General features: G+C 72.4%; 15 protein-coding genes. 12 read left to right on the plus strand and 3 right to left on the minus strand.

Translation table 11 applies throughout. The annotated features are described in order from the left end of the window. Nucleotides 1-49: 49 nt before the first annotated feature. The 5 genes from J3R08_RS30135 (at nt 50) to fxsT (ending at nt 8,588) form a co-directional block, all read left to right on the plus strand. Complete coding sequence (locus J3R08_RS30135; protein ID WP_166456745.1) at nt 50-223, plus strand: hypothetical protein; 174 nt, start codon at nt 50-52, stop codon at nt 221-223. A 6-nt stretch (nt 224-229) separates the two neighbouring features. Then, nucleotides 230-2,533: an FxsB family cyclophane-forming radical SAM/SPASM peptide maturase gene (locus tag J3R08_RS30140; protein ID WP_043327802.1), complete on the plus strand. Its 2,304-nt coding sequence runs from the start codon at nt 230-232 to the stop codon at nt 2,531-2,533. After that, nucleotides 2,521-3,336, plus strand: coding sequence for an aminoglycoside N(3)-acetyltransferase (locus tag J3R08_RS30145; protein WP_043327801.1), 816 nt, complete (start codon nt 2,521-2,523; stop codon nt 3,334-3,336). The genes J3R08_RS30140 and J3R08_RS30145 overlap by 13 nt, the downstream gene beginning before the upstream one ends. A gap of 129 nt (nt 3,337-3,465) precedes the next feature. Continuing rightward, nucleotides 3,466-4,656, plus strand: a complete 1,191-nt coding sequence (locus J3R08_RS30150) for a TIR-like protein FxsC (RefSeq protein WP_209963666.1) — start codon at nt 3,466-3,468, stop codon at nt 4,654-4,656. Further along, on the plus strand, nt 4,653-8,588 hold the full coding sequence (gene fxsT, locus J3R08_RS30155) for an FxSxx-COOH system tetratricopeptide repeat protein (protein WP_064448830.1): 3,936 nt from the start codon (nt 4,653-4,655) through the stop codon (nt 8,586-8,588). The genes J3R08_RS30150 and fxsT overlap by 4 nt, the downstream gene beginning before the upstream one ends. Here the strand turns inward: fxsT and J3R08_RS30160 are convergent. Together J3R08_RS30160 and J3R08_RS30165 are read right to left on the minus strand one after the other, a co-directional pair. Further along, nucleotides 8,566-9,486 carry an alpha/beta fold hydrolase gene (locus tag J3R08_RS30160; protein ID WP_064448831.1) on the minus strand — a complete coding sequence of 307 codons (921 nt, stop codon included), beginning with the start codon at nt 9,484-9,486 and terminating at the stop codon, nt 8,566-8,568. The two genes, fxsT and J3R08_RS30160, sit on opposite strands and share 23 nt — an antisense overlap. 41 nt (nt 9,487-9,527) lie before the next feature. Further along, nucleotides 9,528-12,998 (minus strand): NACHT domain-containing NTPase, encoded by a 3,471-nt coding sequence (locus J3R08_RS30165; RefSeq protein WP_209963669.1) that lies wholly within the window; start codon nt 12,996-12,998, stop codon nt 9,528-9,530. 166 nt (nt 12,999-13,164) lie between these two features. On the opposite strand from J3R08_RS30165, the gene J3R08_RS30170 reads away from it, so the two are divergent. From J3R08_RS30170 to J3R08_RS30185, 4 genes are all read left to right on the plus strand, one after another. After that, the gene (locus J3R08_RS30170; protein ID WP_209963672.1) at nt 13,165-13,773 is read left to right on the plus strand and encodes a class I SAM-dependent methyltransferase; all 609 of its coding nucleotides are present in this window, start codon (nt 13,165-13,167) and stop codon (nt 13,771-13,773) included. Between the two features lie 96 nt (nt 13,774-13,869). Next, nucleotides 13,870-14,211, plus strand: a complete 342-nt coding sequence (locus J3R08_RS30175) for a DUF1330 domain-containing protein (protein WP_030499352.1) — start codon at nt 13,870-13,872, stop codon at nt 14,209-14,211. A gap of 47 nt (nt 14,212-14,258) precedes the next feature. Next, complete coding sequence (locus J3R08_RS30180; RefSeq protein WP_084789675.1) at nt 14,259-15,260, plus strand: P1 family peptidase; 1,002 nt, start codon at nt 14,259-14,261, stop codon at nt 15,258-15,260. 88 nt (nt 15,261-15,348) lie between these two features. Beyond that, on the plus strand, nt 15,349-16,641 hold the full coding sequence (locus J3R08_RS30185) for a hemolysin family protein (RefSeq protein ID WP_209963675.1): 1,293 nt from the start codon (nt 15,349-15,351) through the stop codon (nt 16,639-16,641). A gap of 16 nt (nt 16,642-16,657) precedes the next feature. On the opposite strand, the gene J3R08_RS30190 is transcribed toward J3R08_RS30185, so the two are convergent. Continuing rightward, nucleotides 16,658-17,035 carry a helix-turn-helix domain-containing protein gene (locus J3R08_RS30190; protein ID WP_166456754.1) on the minus strand — a complete coding sequence of 126 codons (378 nt, stop codon included), beginning with the start codon at nt 17,033-17,035 and terminating at the stop codon, nt 16,658-16,660. A gap of 79 nt (nt 17,036-17,114) precedes the next feature. On the opposite strand from J3R08_RS30190, the gene J3R08_RS30195 reads away from it, so the two are divergent. From J3R08_RS30195 to J3R08_RS30205, 3 genes are all read left to right on the plus strand, one after another. After that, nucleotides 17,115-17,525, plus strand: coding sequence for a RidA family protein (locus J3R08_RS30195; protein WP_043327791.1), 411 nt, complete (start codon nt 17,115-17,117; stop codon nt 17,523-17,525). Nucleotides 17,526-17,671: 146 nt separating this feature from the next. Beyond that, the gene (locus J3R08_RS30200; protein WP_209963677.1) at nt 17,672-18,160 is read left to right on the plus strand and encodes a SigE family RNA polymerase sigma factor; all 489 of its coding nucleotides are present in this window, start codon (nt 17,672-17,674) and stop codon (nt 18,158-18,160) included. After that, nucleotides 18,153-18,851, plus strand: a complete 699-nt coding sequence (locus J3R08_RS30205; protein ID WP_209963680.1) for a hypothetical protein — start codon at nt 18,153-18,155, stop codon at nt 18,849-18,851. Before J3R08_RS30200 ends, J3R08_RS30205 begins: the two co-directional genes overlap by 8 nt. Nucleotides 18,852-19,059 lie beyond the last annotated feature (208 nt).

Genomic DNA, 19,059 nt, shown 5'->3' on the forward strand with positions numbered 1-19,059 from the left:
GGCCGTCGCCGCTGTGCTCGGCCGGCATTCACAAACCTAAGGAACACTCATGACGACCGCACCCTTGCGCCAGGATGAGCCCCCGGTCTCGCTGGTCAGGGTCCGCGCGGAGCCGCTCGACCGGCTCTCCGCCGCGGACATCTCCCCCATCGTGCGCCGGGTGATGGCGGCTCACCTCGATCAGACCCGGATCCCGGCGGCGAAGTTCTCGTCGTTCATCTGATCCGCGATGGCCCCGGGGCCCGCCCGCGCGGCGCTCACCGAGTTCGTCCTCAAGGTGCACGCCAGGTGTGACCTGGCGTGCGACCACTGCTACGTCTACGAACACGCCGACCAGAGCTGGCGCCGCCGCCCGGTACGGATGACGCCGGACGTGCTCCGGGCCGCGGCCGGACGGATCGCCGAGCACGCGGCGGCCCACGGGCTGCCGGACGTCACAGTCGTCCTGCACGGCGGGGAGCCGCTGCTGCTCGGCCCCGACGGGCTGGGCCGGGTGCTCGCCGAACTGCGGCGCGTCATCGGGCCGGTCACCCGGCTCCGGATCGGCATGCAGACAAACGGCGTGCTGCTCTCCGAGCGGTTCTGCGACGTACTCGCCGAACACGACGTGGCGGTCGGCGTATCGCTCGACGGTGACCGGGCCGCCAACGACAGGCACCGGATCTACCGGTCCGGCGCCAGCAGTTACGACCAGGTGCTGCGCGCGCTCGCCCTGCTGCGCCGCCCGGCGTACCGGCGGCTCTGGTCCGGCCTGCTCTGCACGGTGGACGTGCGCAACGACCCGATAGCCGTGTACGAGGCGCTGCTCGCCCAGGAGCCCTCGCGGATCGACTTTCTGCTCCCGCACGCCACCTGGGACGACCCGCCGTGGCGGCCGGCCGCCGGGGACACCGCGTACGCCCGCTGGCTGCGCGCCGTCCACGACCGCTGGCGCGCGGACGGCCGACCGGTCCCGGTGCGCCTGTTCGACTCGCTCCTGTCCACCGCACGCGGCGGGCCCAGCGGCACCGAATGGCTGGGCCTCGACCCGGTCGACCTGGCCGTGATCGAGACGGACGGCGAATGGGAGCAGGCGGACTCGCTCAAGACCGCGTACGACGGCGCGCCGGCCACCGGCATGACCGTCTTCTCGCACGCGGCCGACGACGTGGCGGCAAGCCCGCTTCTGGCTCGCCGCCGCTCCGGCCGGGCCGGTCTCAGCGACGAGTGCCGGCGGTGCCCAGTGGTCGACCAGTGCGGCGGCGGACTCTTCGCCCACCGGTACGGCGCCGGGCACTTCGACCATCCGAGTGTCTACTGCGCCGATCTGAAAGAGCTGATCGTGCACGTGAACGAGAACCCACCGGAACCCGTCCGGCTCGACGCCGGCCTACCCGACGACTTCATCGACCGCCTCGCGGCGCTGACCGGCGACCGGGTCGCCACCGGCCGGCTCGTGGAGGCACAGATCGCCATCGTCCGCGCGCTGCTCGCCGAGGTGGCCGACCGCCTGCCGGCCGGCGGGGCCGGAGCTGACGGCTGGGAGGCGCTGACCGCGCTCGACCGCAGCGCGCCGGAATCAGTGGCCCGGATCGCGGCCCATCCGTACGTGCGCGCGTGGGCTGTCGACTGCCTCGCCGGCACCGGCACCGGCGCCCGCCAGGGGCCGGGCTACCTGAGCGCGCTCGCCGCCGCCGCCGCGCTCGACGCAGGCGTTCCGGTACGCCTCGACGTGCCGGTGCGATCCGGCCGCCTGCACCTGCCGACGATGGGCACGGTTCTGCTGCCCGAGGTGGGTGACGGCACCGCCCGGGTGGAGACCGGCCCGGGCTCGCTGCGGGTGCGGGCCGGGGACGTGACGGTGGCCGTGAGTCCGGGCGCGGCGGGCGGGCCCCGCTGGTGGCCGACCCGCCGTCTCGTCGCGCCGGACGTGTCGGTGCTGCTGGAGGACGGCGACCCGCACCGCGACTGCCACCGGCTGCCCGCCGATGACCGGCTCGACGACGCGGGCGCCGTGCGCTGGGCGGAGACGTTCGCGGCGGCGTGGCAGGTGATCCGGGACGAGGTGCCTGGCCACGCCGAGGAACTGCGTACCGGGCTGCGGGCGGTGGTGCCGTTGCGGCGCAGCGGCGACGGGGTCAGCGAGGCGTCGACCGCCCGGCAGGCGTTCGGCGGTGTCGCGGCCACGGAGACCGACGCCGGGTCGCTGGCGGTGCTGCTCGTGCACGAGTTCCAGCACAGCAAGATGAACGCGCTGCTGGACGTCTGCGACCTGGTCGACGGCACCGGGCCGATCGACATCACTGTGGGCTGGCGGCCCGACCCGCGGCCGGCGGAGGCCGTCCTGCACGGCATCTACGCGCACGCGGCGGTGGCCGACATCTGGCGCGTCCGGGCGGACCGCCAGGTCGACGGCGCGCAGGCGGTCTACCGGCAGTACCGGGACTGGACGGCCGAGGCGATCGGTGCGCTGCAACGGGCGGACGCGCTCACCCCGGCCGGCTCACGGCTGGTCCGGCAGGTGGCCCGCTCGATGTCCGGATGGCCGTCGTGACCACCGCCGTCCCGCCCGCGCACCGGGTCGACACGCTCGCCGCCGACCTACGGGCGCTCGGGCTCGGCAGCGGTGACGTGGTGCTCGTGCACTGCTCCCTGCGTGCCCTCGGACCGGTGGCCGGCGGGCCGGCCACGCTGGCCGACGCGCTGCGGGCCGTCGTCGGGCCGTCCGGCACCGTCGTCGTCCCGGCGCAGACCCCCGACAACTCGGTGAGCAGCCCCGCGTACCACGCCGCGACCGCCGGACTCACCGACGAGGAACGCCGGGCGTACGAGGACCGGATGCCCGGCTTCGACCCGGCCGTCACGCCGTCGTTCGGCGTGGGCGCGTTCGCCGAGCACGTACGCCGGTTGCCCGGCGCGGTACGCAGCCCGCACCCGCAGACGTCGTTCAGCGCCTGGGGCCCCCGGGCGGAGGAGCTGATGCGCGTCCACGACCTGGACTCGCATCTCGGCGAGCGCTCGCCGCTGGCCGCGCTGGAGGCCGCCGGGGCCTGGACCCTGCTGCTCGGTGTCGGCTATTCGACATGTACCGCGTTGCACCTCGCCGAGTACCGGTTGCGCCGCCCGCCGCAGCAGCGTCCGTACCGCTGCTACGTGCTGCGCGACGGCCGCCGGGAACGGCTGGACTTCGAGGCGCCGCACCTCGACGCGAGCCCGTTCGCCGAGGTCGGAGTGGAACTCGACAGGGAACCGTTCACCCGGCGCGGCACGGTCGGGAGCGCCCCGGCACGGCTGCTGCCGATAGCCGCGGCGGTACGCGCCACGGTCGCGTGGATGGACGCCCACATCGGACGGTGAGGGCCTGGTAACCCGAGCGCAACCTCTCTACCCTGATCGATAGACGCCGTATCGTGTCGACCGGGGAGCAGCGCGTGATCATTGACGGTTGGGGGTCAGGCGCACTACCCGTGGAACGGTCGTGTCGCCGTGGCCTCTGAGCGGCCCGCGCTGCCGGGCCCGCCCTATTTCTTCCTCAGCTACGTCCCCCCGCCGACGCACAACGACCGCACCCCGGGCGACCACTGGGTCCGCCGCTTCTACCACGATCTCAACCTGGCCATCGACGGCCGGCCCGGCGACCGGTTACGCCGGCAGGGTTTCGCCGACTTCATCGTGCGGCCGCCGGAGGACCGGACGGAACGAAAACGCACCGCGCTCGCCGAGGCCGAGGTGTTCGTGCCGCTGTACTCGCCGGACTATCTCAACCGGGACGACTCGCGCCGGGAACGGGAGTGGTTCCGGCAACGGCTGATCCGGGCCGGCCGCCCGCCCGACGGCGACAACATCCTGCCGGTCCTGTGGATCCCGTCGCCCGCCGCCGTGCACGCGCCGGACCAGGCCCGGGCGGTGGCGATGGCCGCCGACGTGGACGCGTACGCCGCGAACGGCATGAGCGCGCTCTGCCGGCTGCAGAAGTTCCAGCACGCCTACAAGGAGGTGCTGGGCCGGCTCGCGCAGCACATCGTCGACACCGCCGAGCAGACCCCGCTGCAGGCGGCCGAGCCGCCGACCGGCCCGACCGACCTGCCGTCGTCGCCGACCAGCGAGGTGCCGTTCCGGGCGGTGGTGATCGCGCCCGAGCAACCGCACGAGCCGGGCCGGCTCAACGGACGATCCGACACGCACGCCGGCCGGTGGCGCCCGTTCCACGGCCGGCCACCCGTGGTCGACGACGTGACCGACGCGGTGCAGCGGCTGCGGATGCCGATCGACGTCCGCGACTTCGTACCCGATGCCGGGCTGTTCCGGGGCTGCCCGGGCGTACTCATGATCGATCCTCGGGTGGTCGAGACGCCGGACGGTGCGGAGGCCGTCCGCGCGGCCGCCGCCTCGCTGCACCGCTGGGTGGGCGTCGTGGTCATCATCGAGGACCCGGCACCCGGCCGTCGCTCCCAGGCGACGGTGCTGCTCGACCGGGCCATCGCGATCTTCCCGGCCGCGGCACGCCCCCTGGCGATCACCACGTACGACGACTGGCGGGCCGGGATCCACGGCCTGGTCGACCGGATGCGCCGCCGCTACCTGGAGGCGAGACCGGCCTACCCGCCGCCAGGACGGCCGATCAGCAAACCCCGGCTCTGGGAGAACCCGCCGCCCGACGAGGGAGTGGACACATGACCCGACGCGAGGGACAGGTCGTCACCTTCTACTCCTACAAGGGCGGCACCGGCCGGACGATGGCGCTGGCCAACGTCGCCTGGATCCTCGCCGCCAACGGCAAGCGGGTGCTCGCCGTCGACTGGGACCTGGAGTCCCCCGGCCTGTCGCGCTTCTTCGCGCCGTTCATCGACCGGGACGCGCTGGAGAGCACCGGCGGGGTGATCGACCTGATCCGCGAGTACGAGTGGGCGACCACCACCAAGCAGGACAAGGGCGACGACCGCTGGCACGAGCAGTACGCCCGCGTGCACAAGTATTCGTTCTCGCTGAACTGGTCCAACTTCCCCGGTGACGGGACGCTGGACTTCCTCGGCGCCGGCCAGCAGAACAACGACTACGCGGGCGCGCTCGCCGGGATGAACTGGGACGAGTTCTACGAGCGGCAGGGCGGCGGCTACTTCTTCGACGCGCTGCGCGCCGACATGAAACGCAACTACGACTACGTGCTCATCGACAGCCGCACCGGGTTCTCCGACGTCGCCGACATCTGCACCATCCAACTGCCGGACGTGCTGGTCACCTGCTTCACCCTCAGCGAGCAGGGCATCACCGGCGCGGCGAAGGTGGCGCGGCTGGTCGAGCACCGCTACGGGTCGCGGCGGATCCGGGTGCTGCCCGTGCCGATGCGGATCGACCCGGCGGAGAAGGTCAAGGCGGACACCGGTCGGGCGGTGGCCCGGCAGCGCTTCAGCGGGCTGCCGAGCGGGATGAGCGAGGCCGACCGGGACCGGTACTGGGCCCGGATGCAGGTGCCCTACCAGGCGTTCTATGCGTACGAGGAGCTGCTCGCCACGTTCGCCGACCAACCAGGCGTCAACGGGTCGCTGCTGTCCGCGTACGAGGTGCTGGCCCGGGAGATCACCCGGGGCGAGGTGGAGTCGCTGCCGCCGATGAGCAGCGCGGTACGCGAGCGGGTGAACGCCCGGTTCACCCGTACCTCCACGTCGGTGGAGAGCGAGATCGTGCTCCGGCACGCCCCGTACGACCGGGTGTGGGCGGAGTGGATCGGCCACCTGCTGGTCTCGGCCGACGTCCGGGTGACCGACCCGTGGTTCACCGACGACGAGGTGCCCCGGACCGCCCGGGAGCTGATCATCGTCTCCGAGTCCAACGCCAACGAGGAGGCGGTGCTCGCCGCGCCGGACCGCTCGCCCGACCAGGTGCCGCTCGTCGTCTACGTGGCGGACGTACGGCGCCTGGCGAACGTGCCCGCGGCGCACACCGTCTCGGTGGCCGGCCTGGAGGCGCGGACCGCCGCCGCGCGGATCCTGCGCCTGGTCGGCCGCGAGGGGGTGCCGGCCGACCTGGAGCTGCCCACCGGTCCCCGGTTCCCCGGCCGGGACAACACCGTGTTCGAGGTGCCGGGCCGCAACAAGCGCTTCACCGGCCGCGAGGCGGACCTGCGCGAGCTGCGGACGCTGCTGCGCAGCAGCCCGAAGGTGGTGCTCTCCGGCACCGGGCCGGTGGCGTTGCAGGGCATGGGCGGCATCGGCAAGAGCCAGCTCGCGCTGGAGTACGCCCACCGTTACCGCGCCGCGTACGACATGGTGTGGTGGATCGACGCCGACCAGGTGCCGTTCATCGAGTCGGCCATCGGTGACCTCGCGCCCTACCTGGGCGTGCCGTCGTCGGAATCGAACCGGGAGAACGCCCGGCTGGTGCTCCAGGCGCTGCGCCGCACCGACCTGCGCTGGTTGCTGATCATGGACAACGCGGACGAGATCGAGGGCGTGCTGCCGTACGTGCCGGACGGCAAGGGCCACGTCCTGATCACGTCCCGGAACCTCCAGTGGGTCGAGCGGGCCACCACCGTCCAGGTCGACGTGTTCAAGCGCGCGGAGAGCATCCAGCACCTCACCGAGCGGGTGCCGAACATGCGCGTCGACCAGGCCGACCGGATCGCCGCCCTGCTCGGCGACCTGCCGATCGCTGTCACCGCCGCCGCGGCCTGGCTCGCCGACACCGGCCACTCCGTCGACAGCTACCTCACCGAGATCGCCAAGTTCGGTCCGGGCGCGGTGATGGAGCCGAACAGCAACGTCTCGGTGGAGGCCACCTGGGAGCTGTCGCTCAACCACCTGCGCACCCGCAACCCGGCGGCCTACCGGGTGCTGCAACTCTGCTCGGTGTTCGCGCCGGAGATCTCCGCCGACCTGGTCTACAGCGACGAGTTCGCCGAAGCGCTGGTGCCGTTCCACCCGCAGGCCAAGGAGCGGCTGGTCCGCCAGCAACTGGTGCAGCAGGCCAACCGGCTCGCCCTGGTGCGGGTCGACCTGCGGGCCGAGAACCCGGCGGGCGGTGAGCGGGGCCGGGGCGGCCTGGTGCTCATGCACCGCCTGCTCCAGCACGCCGTCCGGTCCCGGATGACGGAGGCGGAACTCGACGAGGCCCGCCGGCAGGTCCACCTCGTGCTCGCCGCCGCCCGGCCCGAGGGCGAGGTGGACGACCCCGACGGGTGGCCGCGGTTCCGGGTCATCTGGCCGCACCTGGAGGCGTCCAAGGCGCCGCTGAGCAGCAAGGTTGAGGTGCGGGCGCTGATGATCGACCGGGTCCGCTACCTCCAGTTGCGCGGCGACCTGGAGACCGGCCGGCGGCTCGGGCAGGAGGTCGCGCAGACCTGGGAGCAGATGCTCGCCGAGGAGACCGACCCGCGGGCTCGCGACGACCTGCGCCGGCAGTTGCTGCACCTCCAGTTCAACCTCGCCAACATCCTCGCCTTCCTCGGCCAGTTCACCGAGTCCCGGGCGCTGGACGAGGAGGTGCTGGCAGCCCAACGGGAACTGCTCGGCGAGGACCACCCGCACACGCTGATGACCGCCGGCGGGCTCGCCCGCGACCTGCGCGGCATGGGCATGTACAACGAGGCGCTGCGCCTCGACGAGATCACGTTCAACGCGTGGAAGCGGAACTTCACCGAGGAGCACCCGCGTACGCTCGCCGCGCTCAACAACCTCGCCAGCACCCAGCGCCTGATGGGCGACTTCCGGGAGGCCCGCAAGAACGACGAGATGGTGCTGGCCGGGCGCCGCGCGATCCTCGGGGAGAACCACCCGGACACGCTCGCCTCCTCCGCGTACGTCGGCATCGACATGCGCGACGCCGGCGACTTCGAGCAGTCGGTCACCCGCCTGCGCAGCGTCCACCGGGAACTGCTGAACACGGCCGGAGCCGAACACCTGATCACCCTGCGGACGCAGACGAACCTGGCGGTGTCGCTGCGCGCGGCCGGGCACGCGGTCGAGGCGGGCAAGCTCCTCGAAGCCGCCTACGAGCTGCTGAACGAGCGGTTCGGGCCGGACAACCCGGAGACGCTCACCTGCCGGCTGAGCCTGTCGATCAACCTGCTCACCGTCGACCTGTTCCAGCGCGCCAGCCGGGAACTGACCGAGGTGCACCGCATCTACCAGCGCAACCTCGGCCCGGCGCACCCGCTGACGCTGGTCTGCATGGTCAACCTCGCCATGGTGGCCCGCCGCGCCGGGGACTTCGCCGAGGCCCGGCAGCTCGCCGGCCGGTCCGCCGACGCGCTCGCCGGCGTGCTGGGCAGCGGGCACCCGTACCCGCTCTCCGGCTGGATGAACCAGGGCATCTGCATCGCCGAACAGCCCGACCCGCCGGAAGGTCGGGAGGCAGCCGACGTGGAGGCGCTGAGCCTGCTGCGGCGCGCGTACGACGGGTTGGTCCGGATCCTCGGCCGCGACCACACGAACACGCTGCGCTGCCAGGCGAACCTGGTGGTGATGCAGGAGCGGGTGGAGAGCGGCCGGCGCGCGGAGCTGGAGGCGGTCACCCGTGAGCTGACCTACCGGCTGGGCGAGAACCACCCGGCCGTCGAGGCCGTCCGGGAGAGCCGGTTGCAGCGGCGCATCATCGACCCGCATCCGATCTGACGGTGGCCCGCTCCACCGGGTCGGCCAGCCAGGCGAGGATCTCCGGCAGCACCTCGACCGCGCCGAAGTGCGCGCTGCGCGGCTGCACGTGCAGTTGCGCGCCGGGGATCTGCTCGGCCAGCCACCGGGTGTGGCTGGCCGGGGCGAAGTTGTCGTCGGCGCCGTGCCAGAGCCGGACCGGCATCCGGATCTCGGCCAGCGTGACGCCCCAGTCGGCGCGCAGCGCCAGCACGTCGTCGATCCAGCCGTCCGGCCCCTGGCGCAGCGCCTCGGCGTAGGCGTCGGTGAGCTGTCGGCGGATCGGCACCCCGGCCACCACCCGGCGGTCGGCCTCGGTCATCTGCTCGACCAGCAGCGCGAGCAGCGAGCCCGGATCGTCCATCGTGCGCTCGGCCCGCAGCCGCAACTGCTCGGCGAGCACCGGCACGGCGCGCTCGGCGGCACCGTAGTCACGGACGTTGGCATCGGTCATGCCGCCGAACCAGTCCAGCCCGGCCGCCCCCGCCGGGGCGAGACCGACCAGGACGGCGGTACGCCGTACCCGCTCCGGCAGCAGCGCGGCGCAGGCCAGGGCGTGCGGGCCGCCGCCGGACCGGCCGACCACCGAGAACCCGTCCAGGCCCAGGTCGTCGGCGATGGCCGCGACGTCGGCGGCGGCGTCCGCGACCCGGCGGCCGGGCAGCCGGCTGGAACCGCCGTAACCCGGCCGGTCGTAGGAGATCAGGCGTACGCCGAGGCGGTGGAGCACGATCGAGCGTGGTCGTGGACCGTTCCGGCTGCCGGGTGTGCCGTGCATCAGGAACACGGGCCAGCCGCGTTCCGCCCCGGCGATGTCGACCGCCAGATCCCTCCTTCCTGTTCGGACGATGTGCTCTCGATGCCGGGGCGAGTGTGCCAATCGGGGCCTCCGAACGGGTGGTGGCGGTACGGGTGGCGTGGTCAGACCGCCTCGGCGGCCGGGACCTGGTCGGGCTGGTCGGGCTGGTCGGTGGGGTCGGTCGCTGCGAGGACGCGCAGCGTGTCGAGGGCGGACACCAGCGAGACCTCGGCCGGCGCCCGGTCGTGCGCCCGCAGGTAGTCCACGAGCAGCCGGCACAGGCTCGCCTCGTCGAGGAACTCGTCCGGCAGCCGGTGCGCCAGCAGCTCGGCCATCGTCCGGGGCGGTATCTTCCGCCAGGCCAGGTCGCCGTACTCGGTCAACGCCATGAGCAGCCACAGCGCGGTGCGGTTGTCGACCCGCGCGGCCGCGAACTGCTCGGCCATCTCGGCCGAGACCACGCCGTCCTCCAGCGGCAGCTCCGCGAGCCGCCCCTCGATGTCGGTGAGCACCTCCCGCACCCGGGCCACGTACCGCTGCGGCAGCCGGTCGAGCCCGTGCCGCAGGATGAGCGCGTGCAGGACCGCGTGGTCGTCGGTCGTGCCGAGCGAGTCGACCAGCTCGGGGAACTCGTCGATCAGGTACGGACACGAGATGATCAGCTCCGGCGGCGCTGTCGGTGAACTGGGCAAGCGGCTCAGCGCCACCCGGGTCAGCCCGCACACCACCTCGCGTGGCAACTGCGCGCCGTCCTCGGCGAGGCATTCCAGCAGGACCGTGGCGCTCGTGCTGGACACCGCCTCCGGGAACTCGACGGCACGCGCCCACAGTCGCCGGTAGCTGCGCTCGTCGTACAGGATCAGCTGGTGCAGTGACGGCACCGGCCAGCGGCGGGTGGCCAACTCCACCAGGTCGGCGTGGAACCGGCCCGCCTCGAAGCTGGTCGGCGCCTGGCCGCGCCACGTCCGCGCGCCGGCCTGCAACTGGCCGTAGGTGGTGACGTCGCCGAGCAGCCGGGCCTCCTCGGCCGCCACGTTCACCTTCTCCCCCCGCCGTTCCCGCCGCAGCCCGGCGACGATCCGGCCGTCGGCGTCCCGGCGCAGCCAACTGATCATCGCGAGCTGGCCCTTCTCGTCCAGGCCCGCCCGCCACAGCCGCACCGTGGACACCCAGGTCTCGTCGTCCATCAGGTCGCTGTGGCGCACCCCGTCCGGTGACACGAGCGCGGCCAGCGCGACCAGGTTCGCGGTGTACGCGGCGAGCAACCGCACCGGGTCGTACGGCGCGGGCCGGTAGCCGTCCACACCGGCCAGGTTGGTCCGCTGCCGGGCCTCGGCCAGCAGTCCGGCGACCGTCTCCACGATCGCGTCCCGGTCCCGTGGGTGCCGGAAGGCGAGTTCCCGCGCGAAGCCCACCACCGCCTCCCGCTTGACCAGCGGCTGGTGCGAGAGAAGCGCCCGGAACTGGCCGGTGTCCAGCTGATAGCCGAACCCGGCCGGGCTGAGGGTGCGCCGCCGCAGCTCGGCCAGACTCCGCAGCGCCCCGATGACGTACTCGGCGATCAGGAAGTCGCCGATGGTGGTGTGCAGGAACTCGTACGTGCGCCGGGCGTCCTCGCCCTGCACGTCGTCCGGGCCGTACACGACGAAGAAGGCGGCGGTGACCAGTTGCTCCGGGCCGAGCACGTCGCCGAGTTCGAACCGGGAGCCGTCGCCGGCCCCGGGCCCGAAACAGTCGAGGTCGGCGCGGAGCGCGGCCCGGTTCACCAGTTCCCGGTTGCGGTTGAACATGGCGAACGCGGTGATCGCCAGATCGCGCCGCAGTTGGTGTTCGCGGGCCTCCCGCTCGTGCGTCGGGAGGGCGGTCGGCGCCTTCTCGCTCACCTGCCGTCTGATGAACGCGGTGAGCAGGCCGGTGAACAGGTCGGACGATGACATGGCGCCGGGACGGCGGTCGGCCCAGTGCTCGTTGTAGTAGATGGCGAGCAGTGTGAGCAGCAAGGGCTGGCGGGCCAGCTCGCCGTGCCACAGCAGCTCGCGGGCGGAGAGACGACGGTAGCCGGGCCGGTCCTCGTTTGCCGCGTTGACGGCGGCCAACCAGGCCGTCACCTGGGCGTCGGTCAGGTCTTCCAGCCGCACCAGCGCGGTGCCCTGCGGCACGCTGGCGCGGTCCATCACCAGCATCCGGGACGTGATGATCGGGATGACGGAGTAGCCCAGGTCCCACTGGGTCTCCTGGAACTCGGCCACCCGGTCGATGTACTGGGAGTGGGCGGTGCCGGTGACCTGGACGAGTTCGTCGAACCCGTCGAAGATCACCACAACCGTGGTGTGCTCGGTGGCCCGGCGCAGGTCCGCCCAGCGGATGCGCTCGTCCATCACCTGCTCGATCGCTGCTTCGATCTGCTCGGTCGGCGACGAGTCCCCGGACATCCGGCGCAGCGGCACCACTATCGCGGTGAACCGGCTCGCCGGCAGCCGGGCCGCGATGACCCGGGTCAGCAACGTCTTGCCGGCGCCCGGCTGACCGAGGAGCAGCAGCGGACGGTGCAGGCTCGCCGGATCGGTCAGGTATTCGGAGAGGAAACCGACCAGGTCGCCCCGGCGCGGCTGGTCGTCCCACCAGGCATCCCGCTCCGGGGACGTGTGCTTGCCGTACTCGGCGGCCCGGAAGTCCGGGCTGATGAACCCCTCCTCCACCGTGGGCAGACGCAGGTGGAAGTCGACGTCCTTGATCCGCAGCAGCGGCTGCCGGAACACCGCGGCCAGCGAGCCGGTGAGCCGGTCGAGCGACTCCCGGAGCAGGTCGGGTCGGTCGGCCGGGGCCGGGCCGGACAGCTCGGCGAGATTGCGGTACAGCTGCGCCAGCGCGTCCAGCCGGGCCGAGACCTCGGTGGTCAGGTTCCGGTTGTCGATCAGGTTGTGCTCGATCGCCTGCCGGAGCATCCGGAACCCGAACTCGGGGAGGTCCGCGGCGAGCCGGTCGAAACGGTCCTCGTAGTGCCACATGGCGCGGCCCACCACCCGGGACCGCAGCGACGTGAGGTCGAGCCCACGCCGCACCGACGGCCAGGCGGCGAGGCCCTCGCAGAACGCGATGGTGGCGTCGTAGAGCTTGACGTAGGCGGCCTCGACGTCGCGCCGGGTGTCGTCCATGCCGTGGACCGAGGACGGCAGCGGGAAGTATCCGCCGTCGATCTCCTTCGGCAGCGTGTGCTGGCGACGGTCGGCCGCCACCATGCCCACCTTTTCCTCGTCGGTCAGCTCCAGCCGGTCGAAACCCGGCCCGACCTCGTCCCGGAAACCGTCGAAGAACGCGGAGAGCGCCAGCACGGTATGGCTGGCCTCCAGCAGCTTGTAATACGATTTTCCGCCGGTCGTGCGGATGCGGCCGGCCTGGTTTCCGGTGGCGTCCCGGACGAGTTGCATGAGCGCGTTCTTCGGGCCGAGCAGAGCGAGCGCCGCGCCCTGGGTGAGCGCCCCGGCGCCGAGGATCCCCGCGCTGACGACCTTGTCGGTCTCGGTGATGCGCGTGCTGCCCGGGGCCAGCAGCTTCAACGCATCTCGATAGCTGAGGCTCGAACGGCGCGGCATGCCGCCCCTTCCGCTGCTGGCGATCGGGATTCTTCAAGGATAGAAACTTCAGTGACGGAAAGCTATCGATTCCGCACCGGGCGGCTGCTTTGCGACGACTTTTCCATTCATTCATCTCATTCATCTGCTAAATGCGGCCAAGGCGTCGGACCCCTATGGTCGAGCGGTGGACGACACACGGGTACGGCAGGCGTACGGGGCGGTCGCGGAGCTCTACATCGAACTGTTCGGCAGCACCGCCGCGGTGCACCCGGACGACCTCGCCCTCATCGGGCGGCACCTGGCCGGCCGGACCGGCCCGGTGCTCGACCTCGGGTGCGGACCGGGGCACCTCACCGACCACCTCCGGTCGCTGGGCGTCGACGCCACCGGGATCGACATGGTTCCCGAGTTCGTCGCGCACGCGCGGGCCACCCATCCGGGCGGCGCGTACCGGCTCGGGTCGCTGCACGACCTCGCCGTCCCGGACCACTCCGTCGACGGCATCCTCGCCTGGTACTCGCTGATCCACCTCCCGCCACCGGATCTCGACGGCGTGCTGGCCGGGTTCCGGCGCGCGATCGTGCCCGGTGGACCGCTCGTGGTCGGCATCTTCGTCGGTGACGAGGTGAGCGCCTTCGACCACAAGGTCGCCACCGCGTACCGCTGGCCGGTGGACGAGTTCTCCGCGCGGCTGCGGCGGGCCGGGTTCACCGAGGTCGAGCGCCTGACGCGCCAGGACGACGAGGCCCACCGGCCGCACGCCGCCGTCGCGGCCGTGGCGTCCGGCGCCTGAGCGCGCGCCGTCGTCGGTGCCGGGAAAATGGGCGCGAACGTCTGCCGTCCGCTGTGTCAGGATCGGCGTTCGGAGTTCGACGGCCGGAAGGACACCATGCCCGCGTACGCGATCGCCCACCTCCAGGACGCCGCCCCGCACCCGGACATCGCCGAGTACATCGAGCGCCTCCCGGCCACCCTCGCCCCGTACGGCGGCCGGTTCCTCGTGCACGCCACGCCGCACGAGGTGAAGGAGGGCGCCTGGCCCGGCGCGGTCGTGATGCTCGGCTTCCCGGGCATCGCCGAGGCGCGCGCGTGGTGGGACTCGCCCGCGTACCAGGAGATCGCGCCCCTGCGCTCCCGGCACATCGAGGGCGACATCATCCTGGTCGAGGGCGTCCCCGACGACTACTCACCGACCGGCATCGTGCAGGCGATCCGGGCGGCGCTGCCCTGAGCCGGACCGGCCGGCGCGCCCGTGACCTCGGCGTCGTCGTCGGAACGCTGCCCACCGGACGCCACAACGCGATCACCGACGTCCCCGGCGTCCTGGTGGGGCACACCACCGTGGACGACGGCGGCGACCTGCACACCGGCGTCACGGCGATCGTGCCGAGCGGGCTCGGCCCCGGACGGTGGACTCTGCCGGCGGCGGTGTTCTCCGGCAACGGGCACGGGAAACTCGTCGGCTCGACCCAGGTGGACGAACTCGGCGTACTGGAATCCCCGGTCGTGCTGACCGCGACGCTGTCGGTGTTCCGGGCGGCGGACGCGCTGCTCGGCTGGTTGATGGAGCGCCGGCCGGACGGGGTGTCGTTCAACCCCCTGGTCGGCGAGACGAACGACGGGCACCTGTCCGACATCCGCCGCCGCCCGATCACCGAGGACCACGTCCTGGCCGCCATCGCTCAGGCGACCGACGGGCCGCCCGCCGAGGGCTGCGTCGGTGCCGGCGCCGGCACCACCGCGCTGGGCTTCAAGGGCGGCATCGGCACCTCGTCCCGGACCGTGCGGGCCGCCGGCCGTACGGGGACTGTCGGCGCGCTGGTCCAGTCCAACTTCGGCGGCGTCCTCAGAGTGCTCGGCGTGCCGATGCCGGCCGAAGAACTGGTCCCCGCCGCCGACCGGGCCGAGCCGCCCGGCAACTCGTGCATGATCGTGGTGGCCACCGACGTACCGCTGGACGCGCGACAGCTCGGGCGGGTCGCCCGCCGGGCGGTGTTCGCCATGGCCCGGGTCGGCGCGTCCTTCAGCGGCACCAGCGGCGACTACGCGATCGGGTTCACCACGTCGGATCAGCAGCCGATCCCGGACGGGGAGATCGACCCGGTGTTCGCGGCCGTGCTGGACGCGGTCGAGGAGGCGCTGCTGAACTCGCTGTTCACCGCGGTCACCACCACGGGCGTGGGTGGCCGTACCAGTCACGCGGTTCCGCACCGGGCCGTGCTCGAGCGGCTGACGGCGGCTGGCCGGCTGATTCCGGAATCACCGGCGGAAACGCGCTGATTGCTCGCAACCCGGCCCGCCCCGCCCAGCCGCGGTGGCTACGGTTGACGCTGCCGGAGGGTCCGGCCGAGGAGGCGTCGAACTGGCCGTGGACGGCTATGGCGTGCAGGTCACGCTCGTGTTCGTGTTGGTGTTGGTGAACGCGGTGTTCGCGGGCAGCGAGATGGCGTTGGTGTCGCTGCGGGAGAGCCAACTACAGCGCCTGGAGCGGACCTCCCGGGGCGGCCGGGTGCTGGCGAAGCTGGCGCGGGATCCGAACCGCTTCCTGGCCACCATCCAGATCGGCATCACGCTGGCCGGTTTCCTCGCCTCGGCCGCCGCCGCGGTGTCCCTCGCGGCGCCGCTGGTGATCCCGCTGGGATTCCTCGGGTCGGCCGCCGAGCCGGTCTCGGTCGTCGTCGTCACCATCATCCTGACCTTCGTCACGCTGGTGCTCGGCGAGCTGGCGCCGAAGCGGATCGCGATGCAGCGTGCCGAGGGCTGGGCGCTGCTGGTGGCCCGCCCGATCGACGCGCTGTCGACGTTCTCCCGCCCGGCGGTGTGGCTCCTGAGCAGGTCGAGCGACGCCGTCGTACGCCTGGCCGGCGGCGACCCCCGGGCGCGCCGGGAGGAGGTCACCACCGAGGAGCTGCGGGACATGGTCGCCGCGCAGCGCAACCTCACCCCGGAGCACCGCACGATCATCTCGGGCGCGTTCGAGGTGGCCGAGCGGATCCTGCGGGAGATCCTCGTCCCGCGCCGCGACGTCGTCACGTTGTCGGCGGATCTGTCCGCGCCGCAGGCGCTGCGCGAGCTGGGCAGGTCGGGGCAGACACGCGCCCCGGTCGTGGGTCGCGGCGGACTGGACGACACCGTCGGCGTGGTGCACATGCGGGACCTGCTCGACCAGGAAGGGCCGGTCGCCGACCACGCCAGCCCGGCGGTGTACCTGCCGGAGACGCTGAAGGTGACCGAGGCGATCCGGGAGCTGCGCGCCCAACGGCAGCAGTTCGCGCTCGTGGTCGACGAGCGCGGGTCCATCGACGGCATCGTCACGATGGAGGACCTGGTCGAGGAGATCGTCGGGGAGATCTACGACGAGACCGACCGGGACGTGCAGGCCGTCGTACGGGAGGCGGACGGCGCGCTGCTGATGCCCGGCGGGTTCCCGCTGCACGACCTGGTCGACGTGGGCATCGACCTCGACGAGGCCACCCTCGAAGCCGGGGACTACACGACGGTGGCCGGCCTGGTCCTGGCGCATCTCGGCCACATCCCGAAGACCCCCGGCGAGACGGTCGAGCTGCCCGGCCTGAGCGCCGAGGTGGCGGAGGTGACGGGCCGGGCCATCACCCGGGTACGCCTGCGGACGACGCCGACGCGCGACGAGCCGGGCTCCTGAGGTCCGGCAGTACTCGTCAGCCTGGCTCGGCGTCGAAGCTCCGGCGGGCCTGCTCGATCTGGGGCAGGTGCGCGTCGGCCCAGTCGAGCAGGACGTCGATCGGCGCACGCAGGGTCTTGCCCAGCCGCGTGATCCGGTACTCCACCGCGACCGGCCGGGTCGCCACCACGTGGCGTTCGACGATGCCGTTGCGTTCGAGCCGTCGCAGCGTCGCCGTGAGCGACTTCTGTGTCACCGCCGGGATCGCGCGGCGCAGCTCGTTGAAGCGACAAGGGCGTTCGCACAGCTCGTTGAGGACGCTCAGCGACCACTTGTCCAGCACTTGATCGAGCAGCTCGCGGTGCGGGGCGTCGATGCGCAGCTCGTCGGCGCGGGCGCCTGCGGTATCGCCCATGAAACCAGGTCTCCTTGAAGTGTCCTTCGTCAACTAGGTATCAATGGTAAACCACCTAGGTCCCCATGGAGGAGACACGATGTCCGTCACCCGCTTCAGCCCTGCCGGTCTTCAGCCGCACACGCCGTACCACCACGTGGCGGTGGGCACCGGCGCCCGTCACATCCACGTCAGTGGCCAGGTCGCGCGACTGGGCGACGGCACCCCTGTCGCACCGGGCGACCTCGGTGGGCAGGTCGCGCAGGTGCTGCGCAACACCGGGCGCGCCCTCGCCGGCGCCGACGCCTCGTTCCAGGACGTGGTCCGGCTGACCTTCTACGTCACCGACTGGACGCCGGACAAGATCGGGCCGTTCATGGCCGGCATCGAGTCGGTCGCCGAGGAACTCGGGCTGCCCCAGCCGCTTCCGCCGGCGTCGCTGATCGGCGTCGAGTCCCTCTTCGAGCCCGACGTGCTCGTGGAGCTGGAGGCGACCGCCGTCGCGGAGTGAGATAAAGCAGGCAGCATCACCGGACAGCGACCCGGGGCCGCGGTCGGCGGATTTCCGCCGGCCGCGGGTTGCCGCGTGGTCGAGGGGATCGGTGAAATCTGATGGACGCCCGCAACGTTGCGATCAGGCCGCGCGTGTAGTCGCCGATGAGGGACTTCGACGACTTTTACGCGGCGAGCTACGCGGACCTGACGGTGCAGGTGTACGCCTACTTCGGCGACCTGCACGAGGCCCAGGACGTCGTTCAGGAGGCGTTCTGCCGGGCGCTCGCCCGATGGCGGCAGGTCTCCGGCTACGACGACCCCGCCGCCTGGGTCCGGCGGGTCGCCTGGAACCTCGCGACCAGCCGCTGGCGGAGACTGCGCGTGATGCGGGCGTTCCACCGACGCCAGCACGGCGAGCCGGTCGTCGCGGGACCGGAACCGGACCACGTCGCGCTGGTCGAGGCCCTGGCCTCGCTGCCCGCCGCGCAGCGGCGGGCAATGGTGCTGCGCTATCTCGCCGACCTGCCGGTCGCGGAGATCGCCGACCGCGAGGGGGTGCCCGAAGGCACCGTCAGGTCATGGCTGCATCGCGGTCGGGCCACGCTCGCCGCCCGGCTCGGCCCCGAACACATGGAGAAGTCGCATGCCTGAGGACATCACCGAGGAGCAGACCCGGAACGCTTTCGCCCTCATGCGCGCGGAGACTCTGACACACATCCGCCCACCGGGAACCGCGGCGGCGCAGCGGACCGTACGGAACCGGCGCCGCACCGGAATCGCCGCCCTCGCCGCCGGCGTCGGGATCGTGGTGGCGGGTGGCGTCGCCGTGACCCACCTGGCCACAAGCGAGCGATCCGCCACCCCGCCTGCGGCACCGAGCCTGTCGCCGTCCCCGTCGGAACTGCCCGCCGAACAACTCGACCGCATGGCCGCCACAGCAGCCGCCGCGCTCGGGATCACCTCCGTGGACAACAAGCAGCGCAGACGTGAGGGAAAAGGGCCCATCCTCATGATCGGCTCCGAGCCCGCCCGGCGCGGCGGCATCAGTGGCACCGGGTACAACGAGAACAAGACCGGCGTCTACGTGCTCGACGTCCTGTGCGTCGGGGAAGGGACGCTCCGGACGCGGTTCTGGGCCGCGACCTCGGGGGCGGACGAGGCCGGCAATCCGGCCCCCATCCCTCCCGACGCCGCCGAGGCGCGGGTGCCCTGCAGTGACGAGCCGGAGCGCGTAAGCCTCAGCGTGCGCGCGCCCTGGCCCAAGAAGGTCTACGTCTCGATCGAGCCGGACCAGGCGGCCGAAGGGCGCGCAGCGCACGCTTCCCTCGTCCGCGTACCGTAGCGCCGCCCGGGCCGCTCCCGCGTCTCGTCGGCGGCCGCGTCGCCCGGTTCCGCTCGTCCAGCGTCGCCGTCGCCGGCTCGGGTACGAGCGGCTACGAGCGCGCTTGGGTGAGGCCTGCGACTTCCGCGTCCATCGTCATCCGCGCATCCATGGAACGAGCCCCTCCCTCGGATAGATCCACCACCACAGGAGGCATGCGGGTGGCCAG

It is taken from the genome of Micromonospora sp. HB375, assembly GCF_017872985.1.
Classification (GTDB): domain Bacteria; phylum Actinomycetota; class Actinomycetes; order Mycobacteriales; family Micromonosporaceae; genus Micromonospora; species Micromonospora chalcea.

Coding starts and splice junctions, on each gene's coding strand:
- J3R08_RS30175 (WP_030499352.1), top strand. CDS start 13,870: ATGCCCGCGTACGCGATCGCCCACCTCCAGGACGCCGCCCCGCACCCG.
- J3R08_RS30165 (WP_209963669.1), bottom strand. CDS start 12,998: ATGCCGCGCCGTTCGAGCCTCAGCTATCGAGATGCGTTGAAGCTGCTG.
- J3R08_RS30145 (WP_043327801.1), top strand. CDS start 2,521: ATGGCCGTCGTGACCACCGCCGTCCCGCCCGCGCACCGGGTCGACACG.
- J3R08_RS30135 (WP_166456745.1), top strand. CDS start 50: ATGACGACCGCACCCTTGCGCCAGGATGAGCCCCCGGTCTCGCTGGTC.
- J3R08_RS30205 (WP_209963680.1), top strand. CDS start 18,153: ATGCCTGAGGACATCACCGAGGAGCAGACCCGGAACGCTTTCGCCCTC.
- J3R08_RS30190 (WP_166456754.1), bottom strand. CDS start 17,035: ATGGGCGATACCGCAGGCGCCCGCGCCGACGAGCTGCGCATCGACGCC.
- fxsT (WP_064448830.1), top strand. CDS start 4,653: ATGACCCGACGCGAGGGACAGGTCGTCACCTTCTACTCCTACAAGGGC.
- J3R08_RS30195 (WP_043327791.1), top strand. CDS start 17,115: ATGTCCGTCACCCGCTTCAGCCCTGCCGGTCTTCAGCCGCACACGCCG.
- J3R08_RS30200 (WP_209963677.1), top strand. CDS start 17,672: ATGAGGGACTTCGACGACTTTTACGCGGCGAGCTACGCGGACCTGACG.
- J3R08_RS30140 (WP_043327802.1), top strand. CDS start 230: ATGGCCCCGGGGCCCGCCCGCGCGGCGCTCACCGAGTTCGTCCTCAAG.